The 24,090-nt window shown below is 71.5% G+C and carries 19 protein-coding genes and 1 pseudogene; 10 read left to right on the top strand and 10 right to left on the bottom strand.

The features are described from left to right. Positions 1-5 precede the first annotated feature (5 nt). Together A0130_11770 and A0130_11775 are read left to right on the top strand one after the other, a co-directional pair. Positions 6-1,088 (top strand): transcriptional regulator, encoded by a 1,083-nt coding sequence (locus tag A0130_11770; GenBank protein ANF32259.1) that lies wholly within the window; start codon positions 6-8, stop codon positions 1,086-1,088. 9 nt (positions 1,089-1,097) lie between these two features. Further along, complete coding sequence (locus tag A0130_11775; protein ID ANF32260.1) at positions 1,098-2,306, top strand: amidohydrolase; 1,209 nt, start codon at positions 1,098-1,100, stop codon at positions 2,304-2,306. Positions 2,307-2,325: 19 nt separating this feature from the next. Here A0130_11775 and A0130_11780 read toward each other — a convergent pair whose 3' ends face one another. Next, entirely contained in the window at positions 2,326-3,660 is a 1,335-nt protein-coding gene (locus tag A0130_11780; protein ANF32261.1) for an MATE family efflux transporter, read from the bottom strand. Between the two features lie 78 nt (positions 3,661-3,738). Between A0130_11780 and A0130_11785 the strand changes: the two genes are divergently transcribed. From A0130_11785 to A0130_11805, 5 genes are all read left to right on the top strand, one after another. After that, positions 3,739-4,356 carry a hypothetical protein gene (locus tag A0130_11785; protein ID ANF32262.1) on the top strand — a complete coding sequence of 206 codons (618 nt, stop codon included), beginning with the start codon at positions 3,739-3,741 and terminating at the stop codon, positions 4,354-4,356. 96 nt (positions 4,357-4,452) lie between these two features. After that, entirely contained in the window at positions 4,453-5,280 is an 828-nt protein-coding gene (locus A0130_11790) for a hypothetical protein (GenBank protein ANF32263.1), read from the top strand. 63 nt (positions 5,281-5,343) lie between these two features. Then, positions 5,344-6,276: an ABC transporter gene (locus A0130_11795; GenBank protein ID ANF33418.1), complete on the top strand. Its 933-nt coding sequence runs from the start codon at positions 5,344-5,346 to the stop codon at positions 6,274-6,276. A 466-nt stretch (positions 6,277-6,742) separates the two neighbouring features. Beyond that, positions 6,743-7,966 carry a hypothetical protein gene (locus A0130_11800; GenBank protein ID ANF32264.1) on the top strand — a complete coding sequence of 408 codons (1,224 nt, stop codon included), beginning with the start codon at positions 6,743-6,745 and terminating at the stop codon, positions 7,964-7,966. A gap of 16 nt (positions 7,967-7,982) precedes the next feature. Beyond that, positions 7,983-8,456 carry a hypothetical protein gene (locus tag A0130_11805; protein ID ANF32265.1) on the top strand — a complete coding sequence of 158 codons (474 nt, stop codon included), beginning with the start codon at positions 7,983-7,985 and terminating at the stop codon, positions 8,454-8,456. A gap of 7 nt (positions 8,457-8,463) precedes the next feature. Here the strand turns inward: A0130_11805 and A0130_11810 are convergent, their stop codons facing one another. The 3 genes from A0130_11810 to A0130_11820 form a co-directional block, all read right to left on the bottom strand. Next, complete coding sequence (locus tag A0130_11810; protein ANF32266.1) at positions 8,464-9,372, bottom strand: serine hydrolase; 909 nt, start codon at positions 9,370-9,372, stop codon at positions 8,464-8,466. Between the two features lie 160 nt (positions 9,373-9,532). Beyond that, complete coding sequence (locus tag A0130_11815) at positions 9,533-11,506, bottom strand: peptidase M13 (GenBank protein ANF32267.1); 1,974 nt, start codon at positions 11,504-11,506, stop codon at positions 9,533-9,535. Positions 11,507-11,522: 16 nt separating this feature from the next. Then, entirely contained in the window at positions 11,523-11,924 is a 402-nt protein-coding gene (locus A0130_11820) for a hypothetical protein (GenBank protein ID ANF32268.1), read from the bottom strand. A 123-nt stretch (positions 11,925-12,047) separates the two neighbouring features. On the opposite strand from A0130_11820, the pseudogene A0130_11825 reads away from it, so the two are divergent. Further along, a pseudogene (locus A0130_11825) lies at positions 12,048-13,097 on the top strand (hypothetical protein). A gap of 4 nt (positions 13,098-13,101) precedes the next feature. Here the strand turns inward: A0130_11825 and A0130_11830 are convergent. The 6 genes from A0130_11830 to A0130_11855 all read right to left on the bottom strand — a co-directional run bounded on the left by A0130_11830 (position 13,102) and on the right by A0130_11855 (position 21,281). Beyond that, a complete protein-coding gene (locus A0130_11830; GenBank protein ANF32269.1) occupies positions 13,102-15,669 on the bottom strand; it encodes a hypothetical protein in 2,568 nt (855 codons plus the stop codon). Positions 15,670-15,680: 11 nt separating this feature from the next. Then, complete coding sequence (locus tag A0130_11835; protein ID ANF32270.1) at positions 15,681-16,958, bottom strand: hypothetical protein; 1,278 nt, start codon at positions 16,956-16,958, stop codon at positions 15,681-15,683. A 28-nt stretch (positions 16,959-16,986) separates the two neighbouring features. Further along, a complete protein-coding gene (locus A0130_11840; GenBank protein ID ANF32271.1) occupies positions 16,987-18,375 on the bottom strand; it encodes a glycine--tRNA ligase in 1,389 nt (462 codons plus the stop codon). 179 nt (positions 18,376-18,554) lie between these two features. Further along, positions 18,555-19,310 carry a hypothetical protein gene (locus A0130_11845; protein ID ANF32272.1) on the bottom strand — a complete coding sequence of 252 codons (756 nt, stop codon included), beginning with the start codon at positions 19,308-19,310 and terminating at the stop codon, positions 18,555-18,557. A gap of 22 nt (positions 19,311-19,332) precedes the next feature. After that, positions 19,333-19,953 (bottom strand): GNAT family N-acetyltransferase, encoded by a 621-nt coding sequence (locus A0130_11850; protein ANF32273.1) that lies wholly within the window; start codon positions 19,951-19,953, stop codon positions 19,333-19,335. Positions 19,954-19,973: 20 nt separating this feature from the next. After that, the gene (locus A0130_11855; GenBank protein ID ANF32274.1) at positions 19,974-21,281 is read right to left on the bottom strand and encodes a glutamyl-tRNA reductase; all 1,308 of its coding nucleotides are present in this window, start codon (positions 21,279-21,281) and stop codon (positions 19,974-19,976) included. Between the two features lie 81 nt (positions 21,282-21,362). Between A0130_11855 and A0130_11860 the strand changes: the two genes are divergently transcribed. Beyond that, the gene (locus A0130_11860) at positions 21,363-22,505 is read left to right on the top strand and encodes a uroporphyrinogen decarboxylase (protein ID ANF32275.1); all 1,143 of its coding nucleotides are present in this window, start codon (positions 21,363-21,365) and stop codon (positions 22,503-22,505) included. Next, a complete protein-coding gene (locus A0130_11865) occupies positions 22,502-24,055 on the top strand; it encodes a protoporphyrinogen oxidase (protein ID ANF32276.1) in 1,554 nt (517 codons plus the stop codon). Before A0130_11860 ends, A0130_11865 begins: the two co-directional genes overlap by 4 nt. The last annotated feature ends 35 nt before the right edge of the window (positions 24,056-24,090 follow it).

Here is a 24,090-nt window from a genome sequence, read left to right on the forward strand (position 1 = left end):
CACACGTGAACGAATCCAGCACAGCCCCTGCGGGCGTCCGGCCGACGCTGGCCGCCGTCGCCCGCCTGGCCGGCGTGTCCAACTCGACGGCGTCGCTCGCCTTCTCCGGCACCGGTCCGGTGTCCGACGCCACGCGCGAGCGCGTGCTCGCAGCCGCCAAGCGCCTCAACTACGCGGGGCCCGACCCGCGCGCCCGCTCCCTCCGCCGCGGCCGCTCGGGCATCGTCGGCGTGGTGATGGAGGAGCGCGTCCGCGACGCGTTCCGCGACCCCATCAAGATCGCCCTTCTCGACGGGATCACCGAGGAGATCGGCGCGATCGACGCCGGCCTCCTCATCCTCACCGACGCGGGCGAGGCCGCCCAGCGCATCGAGGACGCGCCGATGGATGCGGTGGTGCTCGTCGGCTGCAGCCCCCGGCTGGACGAATCGGTCGCCACGCTCCGCCAGCGCGGCATCCCGCTCGTCGCGATCGAGGGCGACCCGGCCGACGGCGTGCCGACCATCGGCCAGGACAACCGCGACGCGACCCGCGTCGCCGCGCAGCACCTCCACGACCTCGGCCACCGCGACGTCGCCGTCGTCACCCTCTCGCTCACCCGAGACCGCGCCCGGGGTGCGCTGACGCCGGATCGGATGGCCGCCGCCAGCTCCACCACCGCGATCGAGCGCCTCGCCGGCGCCCGCGACGTCTTCCCGGACGCGGGCGGCTGGGTGACCCGCGGGTCCTTCGTCGAGGAGGGCCGCGCCGCCGGCCGCGCGCTGCTGGCCGACGCCGCCCGCCGGCCGACCGCCATCATCGCGCAGAGCGACCTGCTCGCCGCGGGCGTCATCCGCGCCGCCGAGGAGCTCGGACTGACGGTGCCGGGCGACGTGAGCGTGGTCGGGTTCGACGGAGTCCGCGTCGACGGGCTCTGGCCCTACGACCTCACCACGCTCGTCCAGCCGGCCGTCGACAAGGGCCGTGCCGCCGGTCGCGCCGTGGTCGAGATGCTCGAAGGCGGCGTGCCGCATCCCTCCACCTTCACCAGCGTGTTCCACCAGGGCAACACGACGGCGGCCCCCGGGAGGGCTAGCGGGCGGTCGTAGGCTGGCGGTATGGATCTCGAAGCGCTGTACCGCGACCTGCACGCCCACCCCGAGCTCGCTTTCACCGAGCACCGCACGGCAGGCATCGTCGCCGACAACCTGACGGAGCTCGGCCTCGAGGTCCATACGGGCATCGCGACGACCGGCGTCGTCGGCGTGCTCCGCAACGGCGACGGCCCGACCGTCCTGCTGCGGGCCGACATGGATGCGCTCCCCGTCCGCGAGCAGACCGGGCTGCCGTGGGCGTCGACCGAGACGGTGACGGACGCGGCGGGCAACACCGTGCCGCTGATGCACGCTTGCGGCCACGACATCCACATCACCTGCCTGCTCGGCGCGGTGGAGTCGCTGAACGCGTCGCGGTCGGAGTGGTCCGGGACGCTGATCGCCCTCTTCCAGCCCGCCGAGGAGCACGGCGGCGGTGCGCAGGTGATGGTCGACGACGGCCTGTACGTGAAGATCCCGGTGCCAGATGTGGTGCTCGGCCAGCACGTGCTGCCGGCGCCTGCTGGCATGGTCGGAGCCCACCCCGGCGCCGCGATGGCCGCAGTGGACACCATGGAGGTGACGCTGCACGGTCGCGGCGGCCACGGCTCCCGCCCCGAGACCACCATCGACCCGGTCGTGATGGCCGCGGCGACGGTCATGCGGCTGCAGACGGTCGTGTCGCGCGAGATCGCGCCGCAGGACACCGCCGTCGTCACCGTCGGCAGCCTCCATGCCGGCACGAAGAACAACATCATCGCCGCGGAGGCGACCCTCGGGATCAGCGTGCGCAGCTTCAACGAGGAGGTGCGGCAGCGCGTGCTCGACGGCGTGCACCGCATCATCCGCGCGGAGTCGGAGGCGTCCGGAGCGCCGAAGGCGCCCGACATGGAGTGGGGCGAGCGCTACCCGGTGACGGTCAACGAGCCGGACGCCACGGCGCGCGTCAACGCCGCCTTCGCCGCCGAGTTCGGCGAGGACAAGGTGCTCGCGCCGGGGGCACTCTCCGGCAGCGAGGACGTCGGCAACCTGGCCACCGCCGCCGGAGCGCCGCTGGTCTACTGGATGCTCGGAGGGGCCGACCCGGAGACCGTCTTCGCCGCGATGGCCGCCGGGACCGCGGACACGGATATCCCGACGAACCACTCGCCTTTCTTCGCCCCGCTGCCGCAGCCGACGATCGACACAGGCGTGCGCGCACTGGTCGTGGCCGCGCGGGAGTGGCTGGCCTGACCTCCGCCGCGCGCGGGCGTCAGACCGAGGCGCCCGCGCGCATCCAGACCCGCCCCCGGGCGCGCAGGCCCAGCGTGACGGCGCGCGCACCCAGGTAGCCCAGCGCGAACGCGGCCGTCAGGGCCGCCAGCCCGAGCACGTCGTGCCCGCCCCAGGCTGCCGCCGCGATCGCGAGCGGGACGAAGACCGCCACGTTGATGAGCCCGGTCAGCGCCAGGTACCGCGCGTCGCCGGCGCCGATGAGCACTCCGTCGAGCACGAAGACGTAGCCGCCGAGCGGCGCGCCCAGGCCCACGATCGCGAGGGGGAGCGGCAGCAGTGCGGCGACGGACGGGTCGCTGGTGAACAGCGCGGCGGCGAACGGGCTCAGCGCGACGGTCACCACGCCGAGCACCGCACCGGCGCCGATGCCCCATTGGATGCATCGCCGCAGCACCGTGCGGACGCCCTTCAGGTCGCCTTCGCCCAGCCCCTTGCCGATCAGGGCCTGCGCGGCGATCGCCAGGGCGTCGAGGGCGAAGGCGAGCGTCGCGAAGACGGTCATGGTCACCTGGAAGGCGGCGAGCTCGTCCGGTCCGAGCTGCGTGGCCGCGAACACCGCCAGCAGCATCGCCGCACGCAGGCTCGCGGTGCGAAGGAACAGCCATCCACCCGCCCGGGCCGTCCGCCCGATCCCGGCGTGGTGGGGCAGGAGGGGCGCGCCCACCCGCCGCGCATGCCGCGCGACGATCACCCCGTAGACGGCGACCATCGCCCACTGCGCCGCGACCGTTCCCAGCGCCGAGCCCGCGATCCCGAGGCCGGCGACGTAGATGAAGACGAAGTTGAGCACGATGTTCGCCGCGAAGCCCGCCACCGCGACCGCCAGGGGCGTGCGGGTGTCCTGCAGGCCGCGCAGCACGCCGGTCGCGGCGTAGACGATGAGCATCGCCGGAAGCCCGAGCATCGAGATCGAGAGATACTGCTCGGCCTGACCCGTCACGCCGGGCGAGGCGCCGAACAGCCCCACGAGGAACGGCGACGCCGCCCATCCCGCCGCCGCGAGCACCACGCCGAGCGCGAGCGCGAGCCAGCAGCTGTCGACCCCGGCGGCGACCGCGCCGTGCAGGTCGCCCGCGCCGAGCCGCCGCGCGACCGCCGGCGTCGTGCTGTACGCGAGGAACACCATCAGTCCGACGATCGTCTGGAGCACCGCGCTGGCGATCCCGAGTCCCGCCAGCGGCTCGACGCCCAGGTGCCCGACCATCGCCGAGTCGGCCAGCAGGAACACCGGCTCGGCGATCAGCGCGCCGAGCGCCGGGACGGCGAGCCGCAGGATCTCGCGATCGACGGGACGGCGCAGGATGGTGCTCACGACCCTCCACGCTAGCCCCGCCCACCGACGCGCGGCGCCGCTGCCGCCGATGTCGGTGGTCGACCGTACGGTGGACGCATGAGCCACCTGATGCCGGAGCCCCTCGCCACCTGGACGTGGCGGCTGGAGCGGGTGCGCAACGGGCGCACGCTGCTCACCAAGGCGCAGGCGACCACCGCACGAGCCGACCTGGCGGGCGACCGTGCGGCACATCCCGAGTCGTACGTCGGCTACGAAGACGAGCTCGCGGCGGCGCTCGACGAGCTCGAGGTGCTGTCGCGACAGGCCAACCGGCACGACGACCTGCTGTCCGTGATGGCGGCCGACCGGCGTCGCGCCGAACGTGAGGCGGTGGCGGCCGGGGCGGACGCGCAGGCGTCGACGCGGGCGCGCAGCTCGCTCGCGGCCGAGCACGACCGGGTGCCGGCGGGACTGCCCGACCTGCTCGACCAGTGGGTGCACCGGCTCATCCGGTACCGCGCCGGCGTGAAGATCATCTCCTCGATCGAGGCCGCGCAGGCCGAGATCCGACTCCGCAACGAGGCCGACCTGCGGCCGGGGCTGTACCGCGCCGGGGTGGCGGCGGGGTACTACCATCGGGCCGTCCGCGAGCTCGGCGAGATCGCCACGGCCGAGCGCCGGGGGCGGCGCGACCGCGACGGGTCGATGCGGGGACTGAGCGGCATCCTGGTCTGACGACCCCGCTCACCCGCGGGCCACTACGATCGAGCCAGACGCATCGAGGTCGAAGGGGGAGCGGTGAGTCCGAAGGAGGCGGCCGATGTACTGGGAGTGGCGCCGACGGCGCCGGTGGACGAGGTCCAGCGGGCCTATGCGGCGAAGCTGACCGAGGCCGGTGACGACGAGCAGCGGCGCGACACGGTGACGGCGGCGCGGGATGCGCTCCTCGCGGCGTCCGCCTGGCAGGCGCCGAGCACGCCGGTGGCGCCGCCCGTGGCGCAGGCTCCGACTGCCCCGGCGGATGCGTCCCCGCAGCACCCGGGATACGCACCGCCGCCCAGCGGCGCCGTCCCGCCGCCGGGCTACGGATCCGGTGGGCCCACTGTTCCGCCGCCGCCGGTTTACGCGCCGGGCGGACCGACCCTCCCCCCGCAGCCGCCGTATCCCGCCGGCTCCTGGTACGCAGCTCCGCCGCCCGCGCGACGTGGCCTGTCCACCGGCGCGATCGTCGGCATCACGCTGGGCAGCATCGCGGTCGCGCTCGTCATCCTGATCGTGGTGTTCGTCGGGATCTTCGCGGTGGCGCACGAGTCGTCCCGGTTGGCGGGCTCCGACGTCGGATCGAGCGCCGCGCCGTATGACGACTCCTCCGACGATCCGTCGCAGGGCGGAGACTCCGCATCCGGTCAGGACTACGACGTCGACGGCGTCCATGTCCACAACGTCGACGGCTGGACGTTCGAGCTCACGGCCGACCAGACCTGCAGCGGCGCGCAGATCACCGCCGGATTCTCGGACAGCCCGGACGGCGACGACCTCGACCAGTGGACCACCATCGTCGACCTCGAGGCCGGCGTCCCGTTCACTCTGACGATCCCCGATTCCGCGTCCGATTACGACTACGTGGGCATCGAGACGGTCGACTGCACCCAGGCCTGATTCGCAACAATCACAACTTTCACGAATTACTGAAATGAGCGTATGATCCCGCTCATGGATGCGGTGATCGACGTCTCCGGACTCGAAAAGCGATTCGGGCGCGTGCGCGCCCTCGACGGCCTCGATCTGAGCGTGACGCAGGGGACCGTCCACGGGTTCCTCGGCCCGAACGGCGCCGGGAAGTCCACGACGATCCGCGTGCTGCTCGGCCTGGCGCGACCGGACGGCGGCCGCGCCGAACTGTTCGGCCGCGACCCGTGGAAGGACGCGGTCGACCTGCACCGTCGCGTCGCCTACGTGCCGGGTGACGTCAGCCTGTGGCCGAACCTGTCCGGTGGGGAGGCGATCGACCTCGTGGCGCGCCTCCGCGGCGGCGCCTCCGACAAGTCGGCCTACTCGGCACGGCGGAAGCGGCTCCTCGACGTGTTCCAGCTCGACCCGACCAAGAAGGGCCGTGCCTACTCCAAGGGCAACCGGCAGAAGGTCGCGCTCGTCGCCGCCTTCGCCACCCCGGCCGACCTCTACATCCTCGATGAGCCGACCAGCGGGCTCGACCCGCTGATGGAGGCGGTGTTCGACAGCGAGATCCGGAGGGTCGCGGCCGAGGGGGCGACCGTCCTGCTCTCCAGCCACATCCTGTCGGAGGTCGAGCAGCTGTGCGGCCGGGTCACGATCATCCGGTCCGGCCGCACGGTCGAGACCGGGACGCTCGACGAACTGCGCCACCTGACGCGCACCGAGGTGTCCTTCCGCGCCGACGGCGTGCCGCAGGACGCGCTGGCGCAGCTCCCGAGCGCTCACGACGTCGACGTGCGGGACGGGCGGATCCGCTTCACCGCCGACAGCGACGCACTCGCACCGGTGCTCGCCGAGCTCGCGCGCCTCGACGTCCGCGGCCTGACGGTCGCGCCGCCGTCGCTGGAGGAGCTGTTCCTGCGGCACTACGGCGACGATCTGACGCAGGCCGCGCCCGAGCCGGAGGAGGCGCGGCGATGAGCACCGCGGCCGCGCGCCTGGAGCCGGCGCACGCGCGGGTGGCCGCGTCCGGTCCGCGCACTTCGGCGATCCTGCGCGCCCTGATGCGTCAGCGGTTGCGTCGCGATCGCTGGCAGCTCCTGATCTGGCTGCTCTCCATCGCGGCGCTCGCGGCGTTCTCGGCGTCGAGCGTGCAGCAGACGTACGCCTCGGCGGCCGGTCGAGACCAGGTCATCCGGCTGGCGATCGCCGACCCGACCATCCTGGTGCTGCGCGGCCTGCCGCAGGGGTCGACACTGCCCGCGCTGATCGTCTTCGAGATCTTCACGTTCCTCGCGCTGCTCGCCGGGCTGATGAACACCTTCCTCGCCGTCCGGCACTCCCGGGCCGAGGAGGATTCGGGCCGGGCGGAGCTGATCGGCTCGACGCCCGCAGGCCGGCTCCTCCCGACCGCCGCGACCGTGGTCTACGCGTGGTGGTGGATGTGGTGCTCGCCATCGTCACGGCGCTCGGGTTCCTCTCGACCGGCCTGCCTGTCGCGGGATCGTTCGTCGCGGGAGCCGCGGTCGGCGGATCCGGCCTCGCCTTCTTCGGCGTCGGGCTGCTGCTGGCGCAGGTCATGAGCACGTCGCGCGGTGCGAACGGGTACGCCTCGGCGGTCGTTCTTGCGGCGTACCTCCTTCGCGGGATCGGGGATGCGATGGGCACGCCCTTCGGCGACGGCACGCACCTGCGCGCGGCCTGGCCGAGCTGGCTGAGCCCGATCGGCTGGGGCGAGCAGACGGCGGCATACACCGCGGACTCGTGGTGGCCGATCCTCCTCCAGGTCGCTCTCGCGGCGGTGCTGGTGGTCGGCGTCTTCGCGCTGCAGGCTGCGCGGGACTCGGGCGCCGGACTCGTTCCGGAGCGAGCCGGCCGCGCCATGGCATCCCGCAGCCTGTCGGGCACGTTCGGTCTGGCCTGGCGTCTGCAGCGACCCGTCGTGATCGGCTGGACGGTCGGCGGCGCCCTCGGCGGCCTGCTGGCGGGTGCCCTCGGCAGCGCGATCAACAGCCAGCTGGCGAGCGACCCGAACCTCGCGGGCATCCGCGAGGCCATGCGACGCATCGGCGCCGGTGGGTCCGGCCCGCTGACCGAGCTGTTCATCTCGGCCATCCTGTCGATCGTCGGAGTGCTCGCAGCGGCCTGCGCCGTGCAGTCGGTGATCCGGCTCCGCCAAGAGGAGCAGTCGGGCACCGCGGAGGTGCTGCTCGCGACGCCCGTCTCCCGCATCCGGTGGCTGTTCTCGTACGTCGGCGTCGGCATCGTCGCCGTGCTCGCGGTGCTGCTCGCCGCCGCGATCACCGCGGGGCTCTCTGCGGTGGCCGCAGGCGAGGACACGTCCATGATCGGGCACGCCTTCGCAGCCGCGTCCGCCCAGGCCCCTGTGGCGCTCGTCTACCTGGGCGTGCTGACGTTGCTGTTCGTTCTTCTTCCCAGCTGGACGGTCGCGGTGGGCTGGGCCGCCCTGGGGCTCGGCGCTTTCGTCGGCATCTTCGGCGGCCTCATCCAACTCCCGGACTGGGTCCGCCACCTGTCGCCCTTCGCCGACGCCCCCGTCGTGGTCGGGGACGTCGACTGGACCGGGGGATACTGGATGCTCGGCATCACGATCGCCGCCCTCGCGGCAGCTGCGGCGCTGATCCGCCGACGCGACTTCGCCATCGGATAGAGACGGGACGGTGCCCATGGCCAGAGACGAGGCGGCCCTCGCCGAGGTGATGGAGCACTCCGCCGCCGTCCTGACCGCGGCCGGGTTCCCGAGGATGCCGGCGCGCGTGCTCATGGCGCTCACCGTGACCGAGTCGCCCGGGCTCACCGCCGCCGAGCTGGCGGAACGCCTCGACGTCAGCCCGGCCGCGATCTCCGGCGCCGTCCGCTACCTGCAGACGCTCGGCATCATCCGTCGCCTGGCGCAGAACGGCAGCCGCCGCGACCGGTACGAGATCCCGAGCGACTGGTACGCGCTGATGGTGCGCAACAGTCCGATCTACGGCACCCTCGCCGATCAGGCCGAGGCGGGTCTCGCCGCGGTCGGCGACCCGGACTCGCCGGCCACCGAGCGACTTCGCGACATGGCCGGCTTCTACCGCTTCATCCAGGGACGTCTCCCGGAGCTCATCGCGGAATGGGAGCAGGTCCGCAGCGCGCGGCAGGACTGAGCGGTGGTCAGAACACGTACTCGAGCAGGTCGAGCCCGACGGCCCGCATCCCCTCGATCACGGCCAGCCGCTCCGGAAGGCTGGTGTCGTCGAAGTACGTCGACACCGCATAGGTGACGCCCGCGCGAGGACCGCGGAGCACGCCGACCTCGCTGCGCACACCGGCGTCCGTCCCCGTCTTGTTGACGAGCAGGATGCCGTGCTCCGGGTGGCGGTGCGAGTGCGGGTCGAGGCCGAACGCGCTCGACACCAGCGAGAAGTCGCTGTTCAGCGACAGCCACGAGATGACCCGCTGGCTGGTCGCCGGGTTGACGATCTCGCCGCGCGCGAGCGCCGAGAACAACCAGGTGAGCTCGTTGGCGCTGCCGACGGAGAGCTGGGGCGCGTCATCCGGCCCGCGGTGGTCGCGCACGAGGTCGAGCAGCGCGGTGCGGGTGAGGCCGAGCGACTCCGTGCGAGCGCTCACCGCCTCCAGGCCGACGCGACGCAGCAGCACGTTGGTCGCCAGGTTGTCGCTGGTCGCCCCGACGAGGGCCGCCAGGTCGGCGACCGGAAGGGACGGGACGTGGAGGTGCTGCCAGATGCCCGACTCGCCCGCGATATCGCGCGGGTCGCGGTCGAGGTGGGCGAGCGGGCTGAGCTCACCGGACTGCAGCCGCGCCGCGACCTCGACCAGGAGCAGCACCTTGCCGATGCTCGCCGTCGGCATGACGACGTGGTCGTCGACCGAGAACAGCACGGCGCCGGTCGACAGGTCGGTCGCCCGGGCCGAGACCTGTACGCCCCCGACGGCCAGTCGGCCCAGCGCGTCGAAGCCGCGGCTGAAGGTCTCCGTCGATCCCGGTGCCCGGTGCCGTCCGCGGCGCGTGGCCGCCTGACGTGCCCGGCGGGCGGACTCTTGAGCCTGGATCGTCACGGTGGTGCGGGGTCTTTCTTCCGGTCGGTTGTGCCGTCGCCGCGGCGCCCCTCCCGGCCCCGCCTGTCGTCTTCGCGACGGTGCTCGCGGAGACGACAGGGACGATGTTACCCCGTGATCGGGGGACACGCGCAGCGAGTTCGGGAGGAGCGCCCCGAGGTCACCAGATGGTGACGCGCTCCGCCGGCGCGAGCCACAGCCGGTCGCCCTCGGCGACGTCGAACGTCTCGTAGAACGCGTCGATGTTGCGCACGATCTGGTTGCAGCGGAACTCGTTCGGCGAGTGCGGGTCGATCGCGAGCAGGCGGATGACCTCCTCGTCGCGTCCCTTCTGCTGCCAGGCCTGCGCCCACGACAGGAAGAAGCGCTCGGCACCGGTCAGGCCGTCGACGACCGGGGGTTCCTGACCGTTCAGCGACAGCAGGTAGGCCTTCCACGCGATGCCGAGGCCGCCGAGGTCGCCGATGTTCTCGCCGATGGTGAGCGCGCCGTTGACGTGGTGGTCGGGCACCTGCGCGGGCGCGAGGGCGTTGTACTGCTCGATCAGGCTCGCGGTGCGCTTCTCGAATGCCGCGCGGTCCGCCTCGGTCCACCAGTCCTCGAGGCGGCCGTCGCCGTCGAACTTCGAGCCCTGGTCGTCGAACCCGTGGCCGATCTCGTGCCCGATGACCGCGCCGATCGCGCCGTAGTTGGCCGCAGCATCCCGGTCCGCGTCGAAGAACGGGAACTGCAGGATGGCCGCCGGGAAGACGATCTCGTTGAAGCCGGGGTTGTAGTACGCGTTGATGGTCTGCGGGGTCATGAACCACTCGTCGCGGTCGATCGGCTTGCCGATCTTGCCGAGCTCGCGGTTGAACTCGAACAGCGCGGCGGCGCGGACGTTGCCGACGAGGTCGGTGGAGTCGACGACGAGGCTGGAGTAGTCGCGCCACTTCACCGGGTAGCCGATCTTCGGGGTGAACTTCTCGAGCTTGTCGAGCGCGCGCTTGCGAGTCTCCTCTCCCATCCACTCCAGGTGCTCGATGCTCTGGCGGTACGCCTCGATGAGGTTGGCGACCAGCGCGTCCATCTGCTCCTTCGCCGCGGGCGGGAAGTGCTTCTCGACGTAGATGCGGCCGACGGCCTCGCCCATCGCGCCCTCGACGAGCGAGACGCCGCGCTTCCAGCGGGCGCGCATCTGCGGCGTGCCGGTGAGGGTGCGGCCGTAGAAGTCGAAGTTCGCCTCGACGAAATCGCCGGAGAGGTACGGGGCCGCGCCGTGGATGACCTGCCAGGTGAGCCAGTCGCGCCAGGCGTCCAGGCGGTCCTCCGTCAGCAGACCGGCGAGGCCGGCGGTGAACGACGGCTGCCGCAGCACGACCTCCGCGAGAGCGCCCTGCGGGGCGCCGAGGGCGTCCGCCCAGGCGTCGAGGTCGGCGGCCTGACCGGTCGCGCCGCCGTCGAACACGGCCTTCGCGTCCGCCCAGCTGTAGAGGTTGTAGGTCTTCTCGGAGTCGCGGGAGGCCACGTTGTCCCAGTGCTGCGCCGCGATGGCCGTCTCGAGGTCGAAGACGCGCTGCGCGCGGGTCGGGGCGTCGTCGATCCCGGCGAGCTCGAACATCCGCTGGATGTGCGCCACGAACGCCTCGCGCACCGGCGCGAACCGCTCCTCCCGGAAGTACGACTCGTCGGGCAGCGAGATACCCGACTGCTCCAGGAAGACGAGGTAGCGCTCCGGGTCGCCCGGGTCGTTGTCGACGAACAGCTGATAGAAGCCGCCGAGCCCGCGGCGCTCGAGCTTCCCGATCGTCGAGAGCAGGCTCGGGATGCTGTCCACGCCGTCGGCGAAGGTCAGCTCGTCGCGGATCGCCTCCACCCCGAGGCCGTCGATGCGCTCCTCGTCCATGAAGCTCGTGTAGAGGTCTCCGAACTTCCGCTCCTCCGTGCCCTCATCGGCGTTCTGCGCCTGCTCGACGATCTCGTGGACCGCCTTCTCCGACTCCTCGGCCAGCACCATGAACGAGCCCCAGCGCGCCTTGTCGGCCGGGATCTCGGTGCGGTCGAGCCACTTGCCGTTCACGTGACGGAAGAGGTCGTCCTGCGGGCGGACAGCGGGGTCGAGTTCGTCGGTGCGGATGCCGGAGTCGAGCGTCATGCGCCCAGCCTACGGGTCAGGCCGCAGCGCGGGCCAGCGACGTGAGCCGCCGGTAGGAGAGGGCGAACAGCCCGGCCAGGAAGAGCTCCGCGAGGATGGACACGGTGCCCGACAGGCTGCCGTAGCCGACGAACGAGAACCCGATGTTGACCACGGCGAGCACGCCGTAGACGGCGGCCAGCACGCCGCTCAACAGCGGCCGGTTCGTCATCCGCCACCACGGCCGTGCCGCACGCACCGGCTCGCCGGGGCCGCGGAATATCCGGCTCACGAGATACCACGCGGCCACCTGGAGGACGGTCAGGACGATCGACCCCGGCTCCGAGTGCAGGGCGTCGAAGAGAAGGGCGAGCAGCAGGTTCACGGCGACGAGCACGCCGATCACGGCGGCCTTGCGGCCCGGAGTGGTGAAACGCATGCTGATCCTTCTGGTGCTCTCAGACTTCAGTGTCGCAGGGCGCGGTTCCGCCCGCCGTCAGGCTCGCCGTGTGGCCCGGACGGGGTCGAGAGGGAGCACAGCCGCAGTCCGTAGGCTGGCCCAGTGACCATCGCCCCTTCGCAGCACCAGCCCGCCGAGCATCACGGCGCGCTCCCGCCCGCCGGCTGGTACGCCGACCCGCAGGACGCACGGTTCCTCCGCTGGTGGAGCGGCGCGGGATGGACGGCCTACACCTATCCACTCGCCGCGGTAGCGCCGGCGCAGCCGCTGCGGCGTTTGCGCCTGCCGCACAAGTGGATCGGGCGCTTCGGCGGGTGGATCATCGCGGGCGCCAGCGTGTTCATCTGGCTCTGGCTGATCGGGTTCAGCCTGCTGCTCTCCGCCATCGCGCCGCACGCGGGCGACGACGGCCCCGCGGTGCTCTCGCCCTACCTGCTGGTGACGGGCGCGGCGACCGTGGCGGCCGTCATCCTGTACACGATGTGCTACCGGCTGCGGCCGGAGGACGGGCTGACCGCCTCCCGGCTGGTGATCATCGCGGGGGTCGGCGGCCTGGCGGCGACGCTCGTCGCCGGTCCGGTGAACAGCCTGATCGACGTGGCGGCGGGAGGGACGGCCGCGCACCCGAGCGGCCTCGCTCTGGTGACCGCGGGCGTCGTCGAGGAGCTGCTCAAGGTCACGGCGGCTGTGCTCCTGGCGCTCAAGCTCCCGGTGAAGAACGCGCGCATCGGCCTCTTCGTCGGCGGCGCGGTCGGTCTCGGCTTCAGTGTGATCGAGAACCTCGGCTACCTGCAGGACGCGTTCGCCCGCGGGCAGCAGAACGGCAGCGGCTTCGGCATGTTCCTGGAGACGGCGATCGGCCGCGAGCTGACCGGGCCTTTCCTGCACCCGGTGTTCTCGGCCCTGCTCGGCGCTGCGGTGTTCGCCGCAGCACGCAACGGCCGGTTCCGGCTCACGATCGGCGTCGTACTCGCGTACCTCGGGGTGGCCGCAGCACACGGGCTGTTCAACGGTGCGACCTGGCTCGCCCAGACGCTTCCGTGGAACCCGGCGCTCGCCGGCCTGGCGCTGCTCGGCTTCGAGCTGCTGTTCGTCGTGGGCAGCGGGCTGGCGTGGTTCCTGATCTCCAGGCGCATCCGCCGCGACACCGTGTAGCTCAGCGCACGAGCGTCCGCGCCAGCGCGACGTACTCGCGCGCGTTCGCGTCCGGGAGGTACGCCTTGCCGATGGCGTTTCCGATCGCCGGAAGCGCCAGGGGGTCCGGATAGGCCATGTAGATGGTCTCGTAGGTCGGGTTGAACTTGCTCTTGAACGAGAACAGCGAGGCGAAGCCGTAGGCCGGCTCCAGCGTCCGTGCGAGGAACGCCAGCAGGTGGTCCATGGCGGTCCGCTCCTCCGGGTCGTCGCCGTCGGACACCGGCTTGGTCGCGAGCGGCGCACCCGACAGGCTCAGCACCTCCACGCCGTCCTCGCGCATCCGCTGAGCGGCGGAGGCGATGACGAACTCCATGATCCCCGGCATGGAGCCGTCGGCCCGCCGCATGAAGTCGATGGTCCAGCCGACGACGCGCCCGTCGCGCCAGCTCGGCAGCCAGCTGGTGACCGCCTGGAGGCCGCCGTCGGGGTCGAACGCGAGGTAGAGCCGGACGTCCGGATCCTTCAGCTCGGCGATCCCGCCCAGCGTGAAGCCCATCTCGGGCAGCTCCTTCTCGGACACCCACTGCTCGCTGACGGCCGTGATCTGGGTCTGGATGAGCGGCGACAGGTCGTCCCAGCTGGTCCAGAGCGTCGAGATCCGCGCCTTGACACCGCGGTTGTGCGCCTGCCGGACCTTCTGCCACGGCTTCCCGACCAGGTCGAAGGTCTGCGGATGCATCAACGTCTCCTCACCGACCGACATCGACGGCCAGCCGAGGGCGTCGAACACCGGGAGGTACTGCTCGTGGATGCTGTAGAACACAGGAGTCCAGCTGTTCACGTCGCAGAACTGGACGAACTCGGCGATGGTCCGCTCGGCGCGGTCCGGTCGGCACACCGGGTCGGAGAGCGTGATCGCGATGCCGCCGATCACGCGGTACGCGATGGCGGACTCCCCGTCCGCGCTGAACCAGTAGACGTTGCCGGGCCAGGTGCCCATGAAGCCGAGCGTCCCGCCGCCGCCTTCGCGCAGCAGCGAGCGGAAGTGCTCCTCGTCGGCGAGGGTGCGCCCGGTGAACGACGAGCGGTAGAGCTGCAGGGTCGCGAAGACGAACACGGTCCAGAACACCGGCCCGACCCACTGGTAGATCAGGATGACGATGGGCACGGTCGGGATGATCGGCGTGCCGAGCGCCGACAGGAAGCCGGCGGGGACGAAGCGGCGGAGCGTGGACGCGAAGACGTCGGCGACGGTCGCATCCGGGACGAACTCCGTCAGCGACCACAGCCCGGCCACCAGGTAGACGAGGGCGAGGAGTGCGAACGAGCACACCACGACGATCGTGAACCGGGCGACCGCCTCCCGTGGCGACCGCAGCTGGAACTGCCGTCGCGTCGCGATCAGCAGCGCGATGCAGGCGATGGGCACCAGCAGCGCGGCCAGCAGCCAGAGCAGGAGCTCGACCGCCGGCCCGAGAGCCTGGATGCTGTCCACCTGCAGCTGGATGTCGCCGCCCAGCACGGTGAACGGCAGCAGGATCATCGCCGCGTTCACGATGATCGCGAGCAGCAGCGCGAACCGGCGGCCGCGACGCAGGCCGATCGCCGCGAGAAGGAGCAGGACGAGCGGAAGGACCGACAGCAGCAGCGGACCGGGCCCCTGCACCGAGACCATCAGCAGCTCGCTGCGGCAGTTGCTCGAGTACGACGCGTCGCAGCGGCTGAGCACGTCGGCGACATCCACCGACGGCTGCTCGAACAGGGACGCGACGAACGAGAGGGGCCCGAAGCCTCCCGGAGGCAGCAGCGCGAGCAGCGGGCCGAACGCGGTGATCGCGATGATCGCGGCGACCAGATTGCGCGTCTCGCCGTGCGAGCTGCGGTGGAGGCGGCGAAGCGGTCCGCGCCGCAGGAGCACGCCGAGCAGCAGGCCGAGGAGGGCGGCGATCAGGCGGTAGACGTTGTTCTGATCGCCGTTGTACAGCACGAACACGAGCACGACCGCGAACGTGAGCAGGCGGATCCGCCGGCGCCACAGCGAGCTGGCGAAGGCGCTCGCCGTGATGAGGGTCCCGACGATGCCGACAGTGGGATCGAGGGTGAAGTCGAACTCGGTGACCGTCGCCCAGAGTTCGCCCGCGCTCGCCGCGCCCCACTGCAGCAGCACCCCGCCGAGCACGGCGAGCACGCCGGTGACGAAGAACGCGAGGATCGCCCGGGGTGTGCCGAGCAGCCGCTCCGCCGCCGCCATGACCGTGAGCGCCAGGACGATCGTGATGAGGAGCTGGATGGGGTCCTCCGGCACGAACAGCGCCGTCACGGGGGTCCACCAGAAGCCGGCGCGGACCGTCGTGGTCACGCCGGCCGCCCAGACCAGCGAGTCGCCACCGGTTGTCGCCGCGCTCCACAGCGTCCCCGTGACGATCGAGGTGATCAGCACGACGACGGCGAGCGCGATGCTCGCCGGGGCGATCCGCGCGTACCGCAGCACCGCGCGGCCGAAGCCGTCGCCGCGGTCGCCCTTCTGCGCGGGCGGCGTCGACGAGGACGACGCGGCCGCCGCGTTGGCGGTGTCTGCGGTGCTCATGCGGGCCTCCGTCACGGTGGGCTCAGTCCCAGCACAGGGTAGAGGATGGAGAAGTCCTTGGTGAGTCCGCCCTCCAGCGCGTCGACCACATGACCCGCGCCCGGGACGACGTCGTAGGTGGTCTGCATCCCCGCCGCCCGGGCGGCCTGCGACATCCGCTGCACGCCCGGGAGGAACGTCGGGTCGTCACCGCCGACCGTGAACACCGCCGTGATCGTGGAGTACGCGCCGGGGTGCGCCGCGAGGATCGATGTCGGCTTCGCGGCGTTGAACGCGGCCGCGCTGCCGCCGAACACCTGGTCGATCGTCTGCTGCTGGATCTCCACCCCCGGGTACTCGTCGCCGGACACGACCAGCAGGTTGCCGAACCGGTCGGGGTACTGCGCCGCGTACTTGAAGGCGCAGGCGCCGCCGTTGGAGTAGCCGCCGATGGTCCAGTATTTCGGGTCCCGCAGCACACCGAGGTGGCTGCGGATCCAGGCAGGCACCTCGTCGACGATGTACGTCTCGGCGGTGCCGAAGGTGGTCGAGTCTGCGCAGGCGGGGTCGCCCTGAGTGCCGATCTGATCCGCGACGACGGCGATCGGCGCCAGGCCCTCGTGCTGCGCCGCGTACGTGTCGAGCACGCCCCCGATGTAGCTGGGGTCCGGGTTGCCGGGGTAGCCCATCATGAAGAGCACGACGGGGAGCAGCGGCGGGTCCTTCACCAGGGCGGCCGGCGGCAGGTAGATGCCCGCGGGTCGGGCCGCGAAGCCCGCGGACGGGATCACCTCGCTGCCCTGCTCTCCCTTCGCGGGCATGTCGGCCGGCGGCGTCCACGTCTCGTACAGCGGCCGCGTCGGGTCGGCGGTGCTCGTGTTGGGGACGACGTGGATGCGCCCGGCGTCGGTGATGCCGAACAGCGAACCCAGCGTCGGGTCGAGTCCGTAGTAGGCGTTGATCCCGAGCCCTCCCGTGACGGCGAACAGCACGATGCCGACGGACGCGATCAGCTTCCTCCACCACCGCGATCGCCACAGGTTGACCACGGCGAGTCCGATCGCGGCGAACGTCCCCATCGCCCAGAACGCGACCTCGGGAGGGAGCGGGCTGCCGAACGCATCCATGCCGTTCAGCAGGGCGTAGAGACCGACGGCGACGACGGCGCCGCCCAGGATGCCGAGCAGTACGGTCAGCACCCACCGGACCGTGACCGGGCGGATGAGCAGGTAGAGGGCGAAGGCCGCGCTGAGGGCGAGGCAGACCGGGAGCACAGGCCCGTCGACGATGCGGATACCGAGCGCATCCACGTCATCGACCTCCCGCAGGCCCCGCGGCTCAGATCTCCTTGAGCCGCTCCGCCAGGTACCGGTCGAGACCCTCGAGCGGGATGCGCTCCTGCTGCATCGAGTCGCGGTCGCGCACGGTCACGGCGTCGTCCTCGAGCGAGTCGAAGTCGACCGTGACCGCGAGCGGCGTGCCGATCTCGTCCTGCCGGCGGTAGCGACGGCCGATCGCGCCCGAGTCGTCGAAGTCGACGTTGCGGCGCTTGCGGAGCCGGTCGGCTAGCCCGCGGGCCAGCGGCGACAGGGCCTCGTTGCGCGACAGCGGCAGCACGGCGACCTTGACCGGCGCGAGGCGCGGGTCGAGGTGCAGCACGGTGCGCTTGTCGGTGCCGCCCTTGGCGTTCGGCACCTGCTCCTCGTCGTACGCGTCGACCAGGAACGCCATCAGCGCGCGCGTGAGACCGAACGACGGCTCGATCACGTACGGCACGTAGCGCTCGTTCTTGTTCTGGTCGAAGTAGCTCAGGTCTTTGCCCGAGTGCTCGATGTGCGTCTTCAGGTCGAAGTCGGTGCGGTTCGCGACGCCCATGAGCTCGCCCCACTCGCTGCCGACGAAGTCGAACTTGTACTCGATGTCGATGGTGCGCTTCGAGTAGTGGGCCAGCGAGTCCTTCGGGTGCTCGAACCGGCGGATGTGCTCCGGGTCGATGCCGAGGTCGGTGAACCAGTCCCAGGCGAGGTCGATCCAGGTCTCGAACCACTGCTCGTCGGTGCCCGGCTCGACGAAGTACTCGATCTCCATCTGCTCGAACTCGCGCGTGCGGAAGATGAAGTTGCCCGGCGTGATCTCGTTGCGGAACGCCTTGCCGATCTGGCCGATGCCGAACGGCGGCTTCTTGCGCGAGGTCTGCAGCACCGAGGCGAAGTCGGTGAAGATGCCCTGAGCGGTCTCCGGGCGCATGTAGTGCAGGCCGGACTCGTCGTCGACGACGCCCAGGTAGGTCTTCATGAGGCCGGAGAACTGGCGGATGGGCGTCCACTGGCCGACCTTGTCCGGGTGGTCCGGGTCGGGGATGTCGTCGAGGCCGTTCGCCGGCGGGTGGCCGTGCTCGGCCTCGTACGCCTCGAACAGGTGGTCGGCGCGGTAGCGCTTGTGGGTGATCAGCGATTCGGTCAGCGGGTCGCTGAAGACCTGCACGTGACCGGACGCCTGCCACACCGCGGTGGGCAGGATGATCGCCGAGTCGAGGCCGACCATGTCGCCGCGGCCGCGCACGAACGAGTTCCACCACTCGCGCTTGATGTTCTCCTTCAGCTCCACGCCGAGGGGACCGTAGTCCCACGCCGAGCGCGTTCCGCCGTAGATCTCGCCGGAGGGGAAGACGAATCCGCGGTGCTGCGCCAGCGTGATGACGGAATCCAGTCTCGACGGTGCGGCCATGGTGCTCCCTGTGCGATGCGGGTAGGTGGGACCCATCCATCCTACTGAGGAAGCGGCGCGCGCCGTCGCGGGCGGCTCAGGTGCAGTATTGTGGACTGAGCAGGGTCCCATGCGGTCTGTGTGGCCGCCCACGGGGTCCTGCACCTCGCGAACCCCCGGCTGAGCTGGGGGTTCTTGCGTTATCCGAGCCAATAGACGCCGAAGTCGCTGTCATCCGGCCAGTGTCCGGCCGCCTGCATATACGCGCGGATCGCAGCTGGACTCGACGAGCATTCCGGCCCCCAGATCTCCGGATGTATTTGCGCGTGCTTGTGGTACGCACCATAAGCGAGAAGGTCAGCTGCTTGGATCAGCTGACTGTGCCGGCTGTCCTGCATGATGACGTCCTCGATGATGCGGCGATTGCTCAAATCGAGCGAGCGATGGACGTGCCGGTAGGGAGCTGCTGCCCGGATGGCCCGCTGCCAGATCTCTTCACTTTCTTCCACCGTCGCGTTGTCCGCGAGAGTCATCCCGTCCTGGCCGTCGTAGAAGATCAGCAGTTGCGTGGCCGAAGCCTCGGCCCAATCCTCGAGAAAGGCGATCAGTCGGGCGTAGGCGTTAGCCGGCGAGCGATCGGATGTGCCGACCGTGATCACGGTGAACGAACTGCGCTTGCTGAGGTGGCTCATCATGATCCGTCCGACGGCTGCCCGAGGAGCCGTCCCAAAGGCGGCGTTCTGATGGTCGGTCTCGCAGTATCGCCCGCGACCTTTGTAGAGCTCGCTCGCATGGAGCTCACGCGCCTTCGGCACACCGAACGCCCGGTGGATGGCTCGCCGCCCTTCGAGCCAGGCCTGGAGGCATCGAGTCCACTGAACGTCCTCGATGATGAGCGCCGTCAGCAGTACACCGCGGCGTGAGTCGCCGGAGTCATCGACATAGCAAAGATGCATCCATCCAGTATGTCAATCGGTCTTACTGCGAACGGAACTCCTGCTCCAGGATCGCGTACACCGCCGTGTCGGCCCACTCGCCCTTGAAGATCTCGGTCTCGCGCAGCAGCGCCTCCTGCCGCATCCCGAGGCGCTCGCAGAGGCGGGCGGAGGCGTCGTTGCGTGCGTCCAGCTGGGCGAAGACGCGGTGGGCGCCGAGCTCGTCGAAGCATAGCTCGAGGACGCGCTGGGCCGCCTCCGTCGCGTACCCGCGGCCGTGGACGGCGGGGTGGAACACCCATCCGATCTCGAACTTGCCCCAGTTCGCGTTCTTGAGGAACAGGCTGATGTCGCCGATGACGCGGCCCGGGCCGCCCGCCGGGTCGGCCAGCTCGACGGCGAAGACGATGCCGTCGCCGTTCTCGGCGAGGCGGTTCATCGCAATGCGCTTGCGCAGGTGCTCCGCCGACTCGTCGTGGTCGTGCACCTCCCAGTAGAGGTAGCGGACGACGTCCTTGAGCTTCTGGTAGGCGTGCACGTCCTCCAGGTCGCCCGTGTTGAGCGGGCGCAGCAGCAGCCGCTCGGTGTGCAGCGCCTCGGCGGCGTAGGGGAGGTTGGTCGCGCCGTGCGGCTCGACGGCGGTCGTGGTGGCTTCGTCGCTCACGGTCGCTCCTTCAGGTCGGGTCAGGATGCCGCGGACTCGTCGTCGACGGCGGTCAGGCGGGGGCGGGCGGCGGCCTCGGCGTCGACGTCCACGCCGAACAGCGCGGCCGCGCCCTCGATGAACGACTGTGCGTCGCCCTGGCGGGCCAGCTCGCGCGCGCGCACGGACGGCGTGTGGAGCAGCACGCCGGCGAGGTGGCGGAGAGCGGCCTCCGTCTGCTCGCTGGCGTCGCCGCGGCTGCGGGCGCGCTCGATCTCGGCGTCCAGCACGTCGAACACGTGCTTGCGGAGCGCGACGAGCGCAGGGGTGACCTCCTGCTCGGCGCTCTGCGCCTTGTACTCGGCGGCGGCCGCGTCCACGATGCTGCGTGCATCGTCGGCGGCCTGCAGCTCCTTCAGCGGCGCGTGGAGGCTGATGGTCTCGAGGTCGAGCAGCTCGACGCCTGCGAGCTCGGCGACCGCGGGGTCGACGTTGCGGGGCAGGCCGAGGTCGACGATCAGGCGGCGCTCGACCGCGCCCGGGAGCGCGAGGGCCTCGCCGAGGAGGGGATTGGTCAGCACGTGGTCGGTGACCGCCGAGCAGGTGACGACGAGGTCGCTCTCGGCCAGGGCATCGAGGAGCCCGTCGGCCGCCACCGGGAGGATGTCGTGCGAGGCCGCGAACTTCGGCGCGCGCCCGGACGGGGAGTAGACCCGCACATCCGTCGCGCCCTTGTCGCGCAGCGCCGCCAGGCTCGCGCCGGCGTACTTGCCGGTGCCGACGAGCAGCACGCGGGTCTGCGCCCAGTCGCTGACCCGGCTCTCGGCGAGGTCGAGGGCGAGGCGGACCATCGAGCGGCCGGCGGTCATGATGCCCGTGCGGTTCTTGACGCCGCGCGAGGTGCGCGCGGCGACCTGGAACAGGCGCTCGAGCTCGCTCGTCACCGATCCCGACGTGCGCGCCGTTTCGAGCGCGCGGCGTACCTGGCCGGCGATCTCGCCCTCGCCGACGACCACGGACTCCAGTCCGCTGGTCACGGCGAACAGGTGCTCGGCCACGGCGTGCTCGCTGTAGACGGCGCTCGCGGCGCGGAGCCGGTCGGGGTCGATCCCGGCGGCGCCGCTCACCGCATCCAGCACGGCCTCGGCCGAGACGGCGCGGGCGGCGGGGAGCGGCTCGTCGATGTCGAGGTACGCCTCGAAGCGGTTGCAGGTCGCGAGGACCACCGAGCCCGAGACGATGTCGCTGTGCTCCGAGAGTGCGGCGGTGATGGCCGGAGCGTGACGCTCGAGCCGTTCCAGGAGGTCGAAGTCAGCCGTGCGGTGACTCGACGAGAAGCACAGAAGCACAGACGAAGCCTACGCTTGCGTTTCGGCAACCTCGAATCGGCCCCAGGCGGCTGTCAGGGACGGCCCTGGCAGAATCGTGGGGTGACCACCCTCGCACCCCAGCATCCCCTCGCCGCCGGCCGCACCGCGTCCAGCCCTCTCGTCCGCGCCTACCAGGGCGAGCGCACGGAGGTGACGCCGGTCTGGTTCATGCGCCAGGCGGGACGGTCGCTCCCGGAGTACCGCGAGCTGCGGGTCGGCACCCGCATGCTCGACGCCTGCCTCGACCCGGCGATGGCGAGCGAGATCACGCTGCAGCCGGTGCGACGCCACGGGGTGGATGCGGGCATCTTCTTCAGCGACATCGTCGTGCCGCTCAAGCTGGCGGGCGTCGACGTCGAGATCCAGCCGGGCAAGGGCCCGGTGTTCGCGGAGGCGGTGCGCACCTCGGCGGATGTCGACCGGCTGACCGCGATCGACCCGGCCTCGCTGGGCGACGACGTCTTCGCGCCCATCCAGGAGGCCGTGCGGCTGACCATCGCCGAGCTCGGAGACACCCCGCTGATCGGCTTCGCCGGGGCTCCCTTCACACTTGCGGCCTACCTCGTCGAGGGCGGCCCGTCCAAGGACCACATCCGCGCCCGCACGCTCATGCACGCCGACCCCGAAGCCTGGCAGCGGCTCATGGCCTGGACGGCCGACATCTCCGGAGCGTTCCTCCGTGCGCAGGTGCTGGCCGGCGCCAGCGCGGCGCAGCTGTTCGACTCGTGGGCCGGGTCCCTGTCGCTGCACGACTACGTGGCGCATGTCGCGCCGGCGTCGGCCCGGGCGCTGTCGCACGTCCGCGACGTGACGTACGAGGTCCCGGGGGCCGTCGACCCCGACGGCGCCGAGGCTCCGGCCGACGTCCGCAACGTCCCGCTGGTCCACTTCGGCGTCGGGACGGGCGAGCTCCTGAAGGCGATGCACGAGGCGGGCGCGGACGCGGTCGGCGTCGACTACCGCATCCCGCTTGACGAGGCCAGCCGCCGGCTCGGTCACGTGGTGCCCGTGCAGGGCAACGTCGACCCCGCGATGCTCGACGCGCCGTGGCCGGTGCTGGAGGCGCACGTGCTCGACGTGCTCGACCGCGGACGTGAGGCGCCGGCCCACGTGCTCAACCTCGGCCATGGCGTGCCGCCGGAGACCGACCCGACGGTGCTGACCCGCGTGGTCGCGCTCGTGCACGGGTGGCGCCCGGAATGAGCGACGAGCCGATCCTCCCCGGCGAACCGCTCACGCACGACGAGCTCGGCGAGGAGATCCGGCACGCCGTCGAGGCGCCCCCGACGCGCGTCGTGGTGATCGGCGGCGGCATGGCCGGCCTGGTCACGGCTCGCGAATGCGCCCGGCCGGGGTTCGAGGTGACCCTGCTGGAGGCGGCGGAGCGCGTCGGCGGCAGTGTCGCCCCGCTCGACCTGGGCGGGATGACGCTGGACGCCGGCGCCGAGAGCTTCGCCACCCGCGGCGGACACGTCGCCGAGCTGCTCCACGACCTCGGGCTCGACGACGATGTGGTGCAGCCGAACCCCTCCGGCGCGTGGGTGCGCCACGGCTCGACCTCGGTCCCGCTTCCCAAGGCCGGTCTCCTCGGAATCCCGAGCTCGCCGCTCGCCTCGGACGTGGTGGCCGCCATCGGCGCGGGCGGCGCGTTCCGCGCGTACCTCGACCGTCTGATGCCGGTGCTGAAGATCGGCACCGAGCGACGGCTCGGCACTCTCGTGCGCAAGCGGATGGGCACGAAGGTGCTCGAACTCCTCGTCGCGCCGGTCGCAACCGGCGTCTACTCGGCCTCGCCGGACGACCTGGATGTCGACGTCGTCGCCCCGGGCCTCAACGCGGCGCTGACCCGGCTGGGCTCGCTCTCGGGCGCGGTCGGGGAGCTGCGGTCGGCCTCCAAGGCGGGCAGCGCGGTCGGCGGCCTCCGCGGAGGGATGTGGCGGCTGCCGCAGGCGCTCGCCGCGGACATCCAGGCGCGGGGCGGAATCATCCGCACCGGAACGGGTGCCGTGACGATCGAGCCGTGGACGCCCCGCGACGATGAAGACGAGGAGAGGCCCGGCCGCTGGATCGTCAGAACCGCCGACGGGGAGGAACTGGTCGCCGACGCCCTCGCGCTGGCCGCCCCGGCCGACGCCGCTCTGCCCCTGCTCGCATCCGTCGGCCTGGGTGACCTCTCCGAGCTGGCCTGGCCCGCCGCCTCCAGTGTCGAGCTGGTCACCCTGGTCATCGAGGACGACCGCCTGGCGTCGACCCCGGTCGGCACCGGCGTGCTCGTGGCGGATGTGCCGGGCGCCGACGTTCGCGCGAAGGCGATGACCCACTCCAGCGCCAAGTGGGCGTGGGTCGCCGAGGCCGCCGGTCCGGGACGCCACGTGGTCCGCCTCTCCTATGGACGCGCCGGACGCCAAGCTGAGACGGTCGCGCTGGCCGACGCCGAACTCCGCGCCCAGGCGATCGCCGACGCCTCCCGCCTGCTCAATATTCCGATCGCGGAATCCGCGGTGACCGCATTCGCGCGCACCCCCTGGACGAACGCCCTGCCGTATGCGACAGTGGGGCAGCGGGAACGCATCGAGCGCGTCCGCTCCGAGGTCGACGGCGTCGAGGGTCTCGAGGTCACCGGGTCCTGGCTGACCGGTACGGGCCTCGCCTCCGTCATCCCGGATGCGCGGCGCACCGCCGAGCGCGTGCGAGGAGTCCGCTGGAAGGGCCTCACGGACGCCCTCGCGGCGGACGACCCGCAGACCGATTGATCGACACGGACTGACCGAGACACGGACTGACCGAG

Origin of the sequence: Leifsonia xyli (genome assembly GCA_001647635.1) — a bacterium.
Lineage (GTDB): Bacteria > Actinomycetota > Actinomycetes > Actinomycetales > Microbacteriaceae > Leifsonia > Leifsonia xyli_A.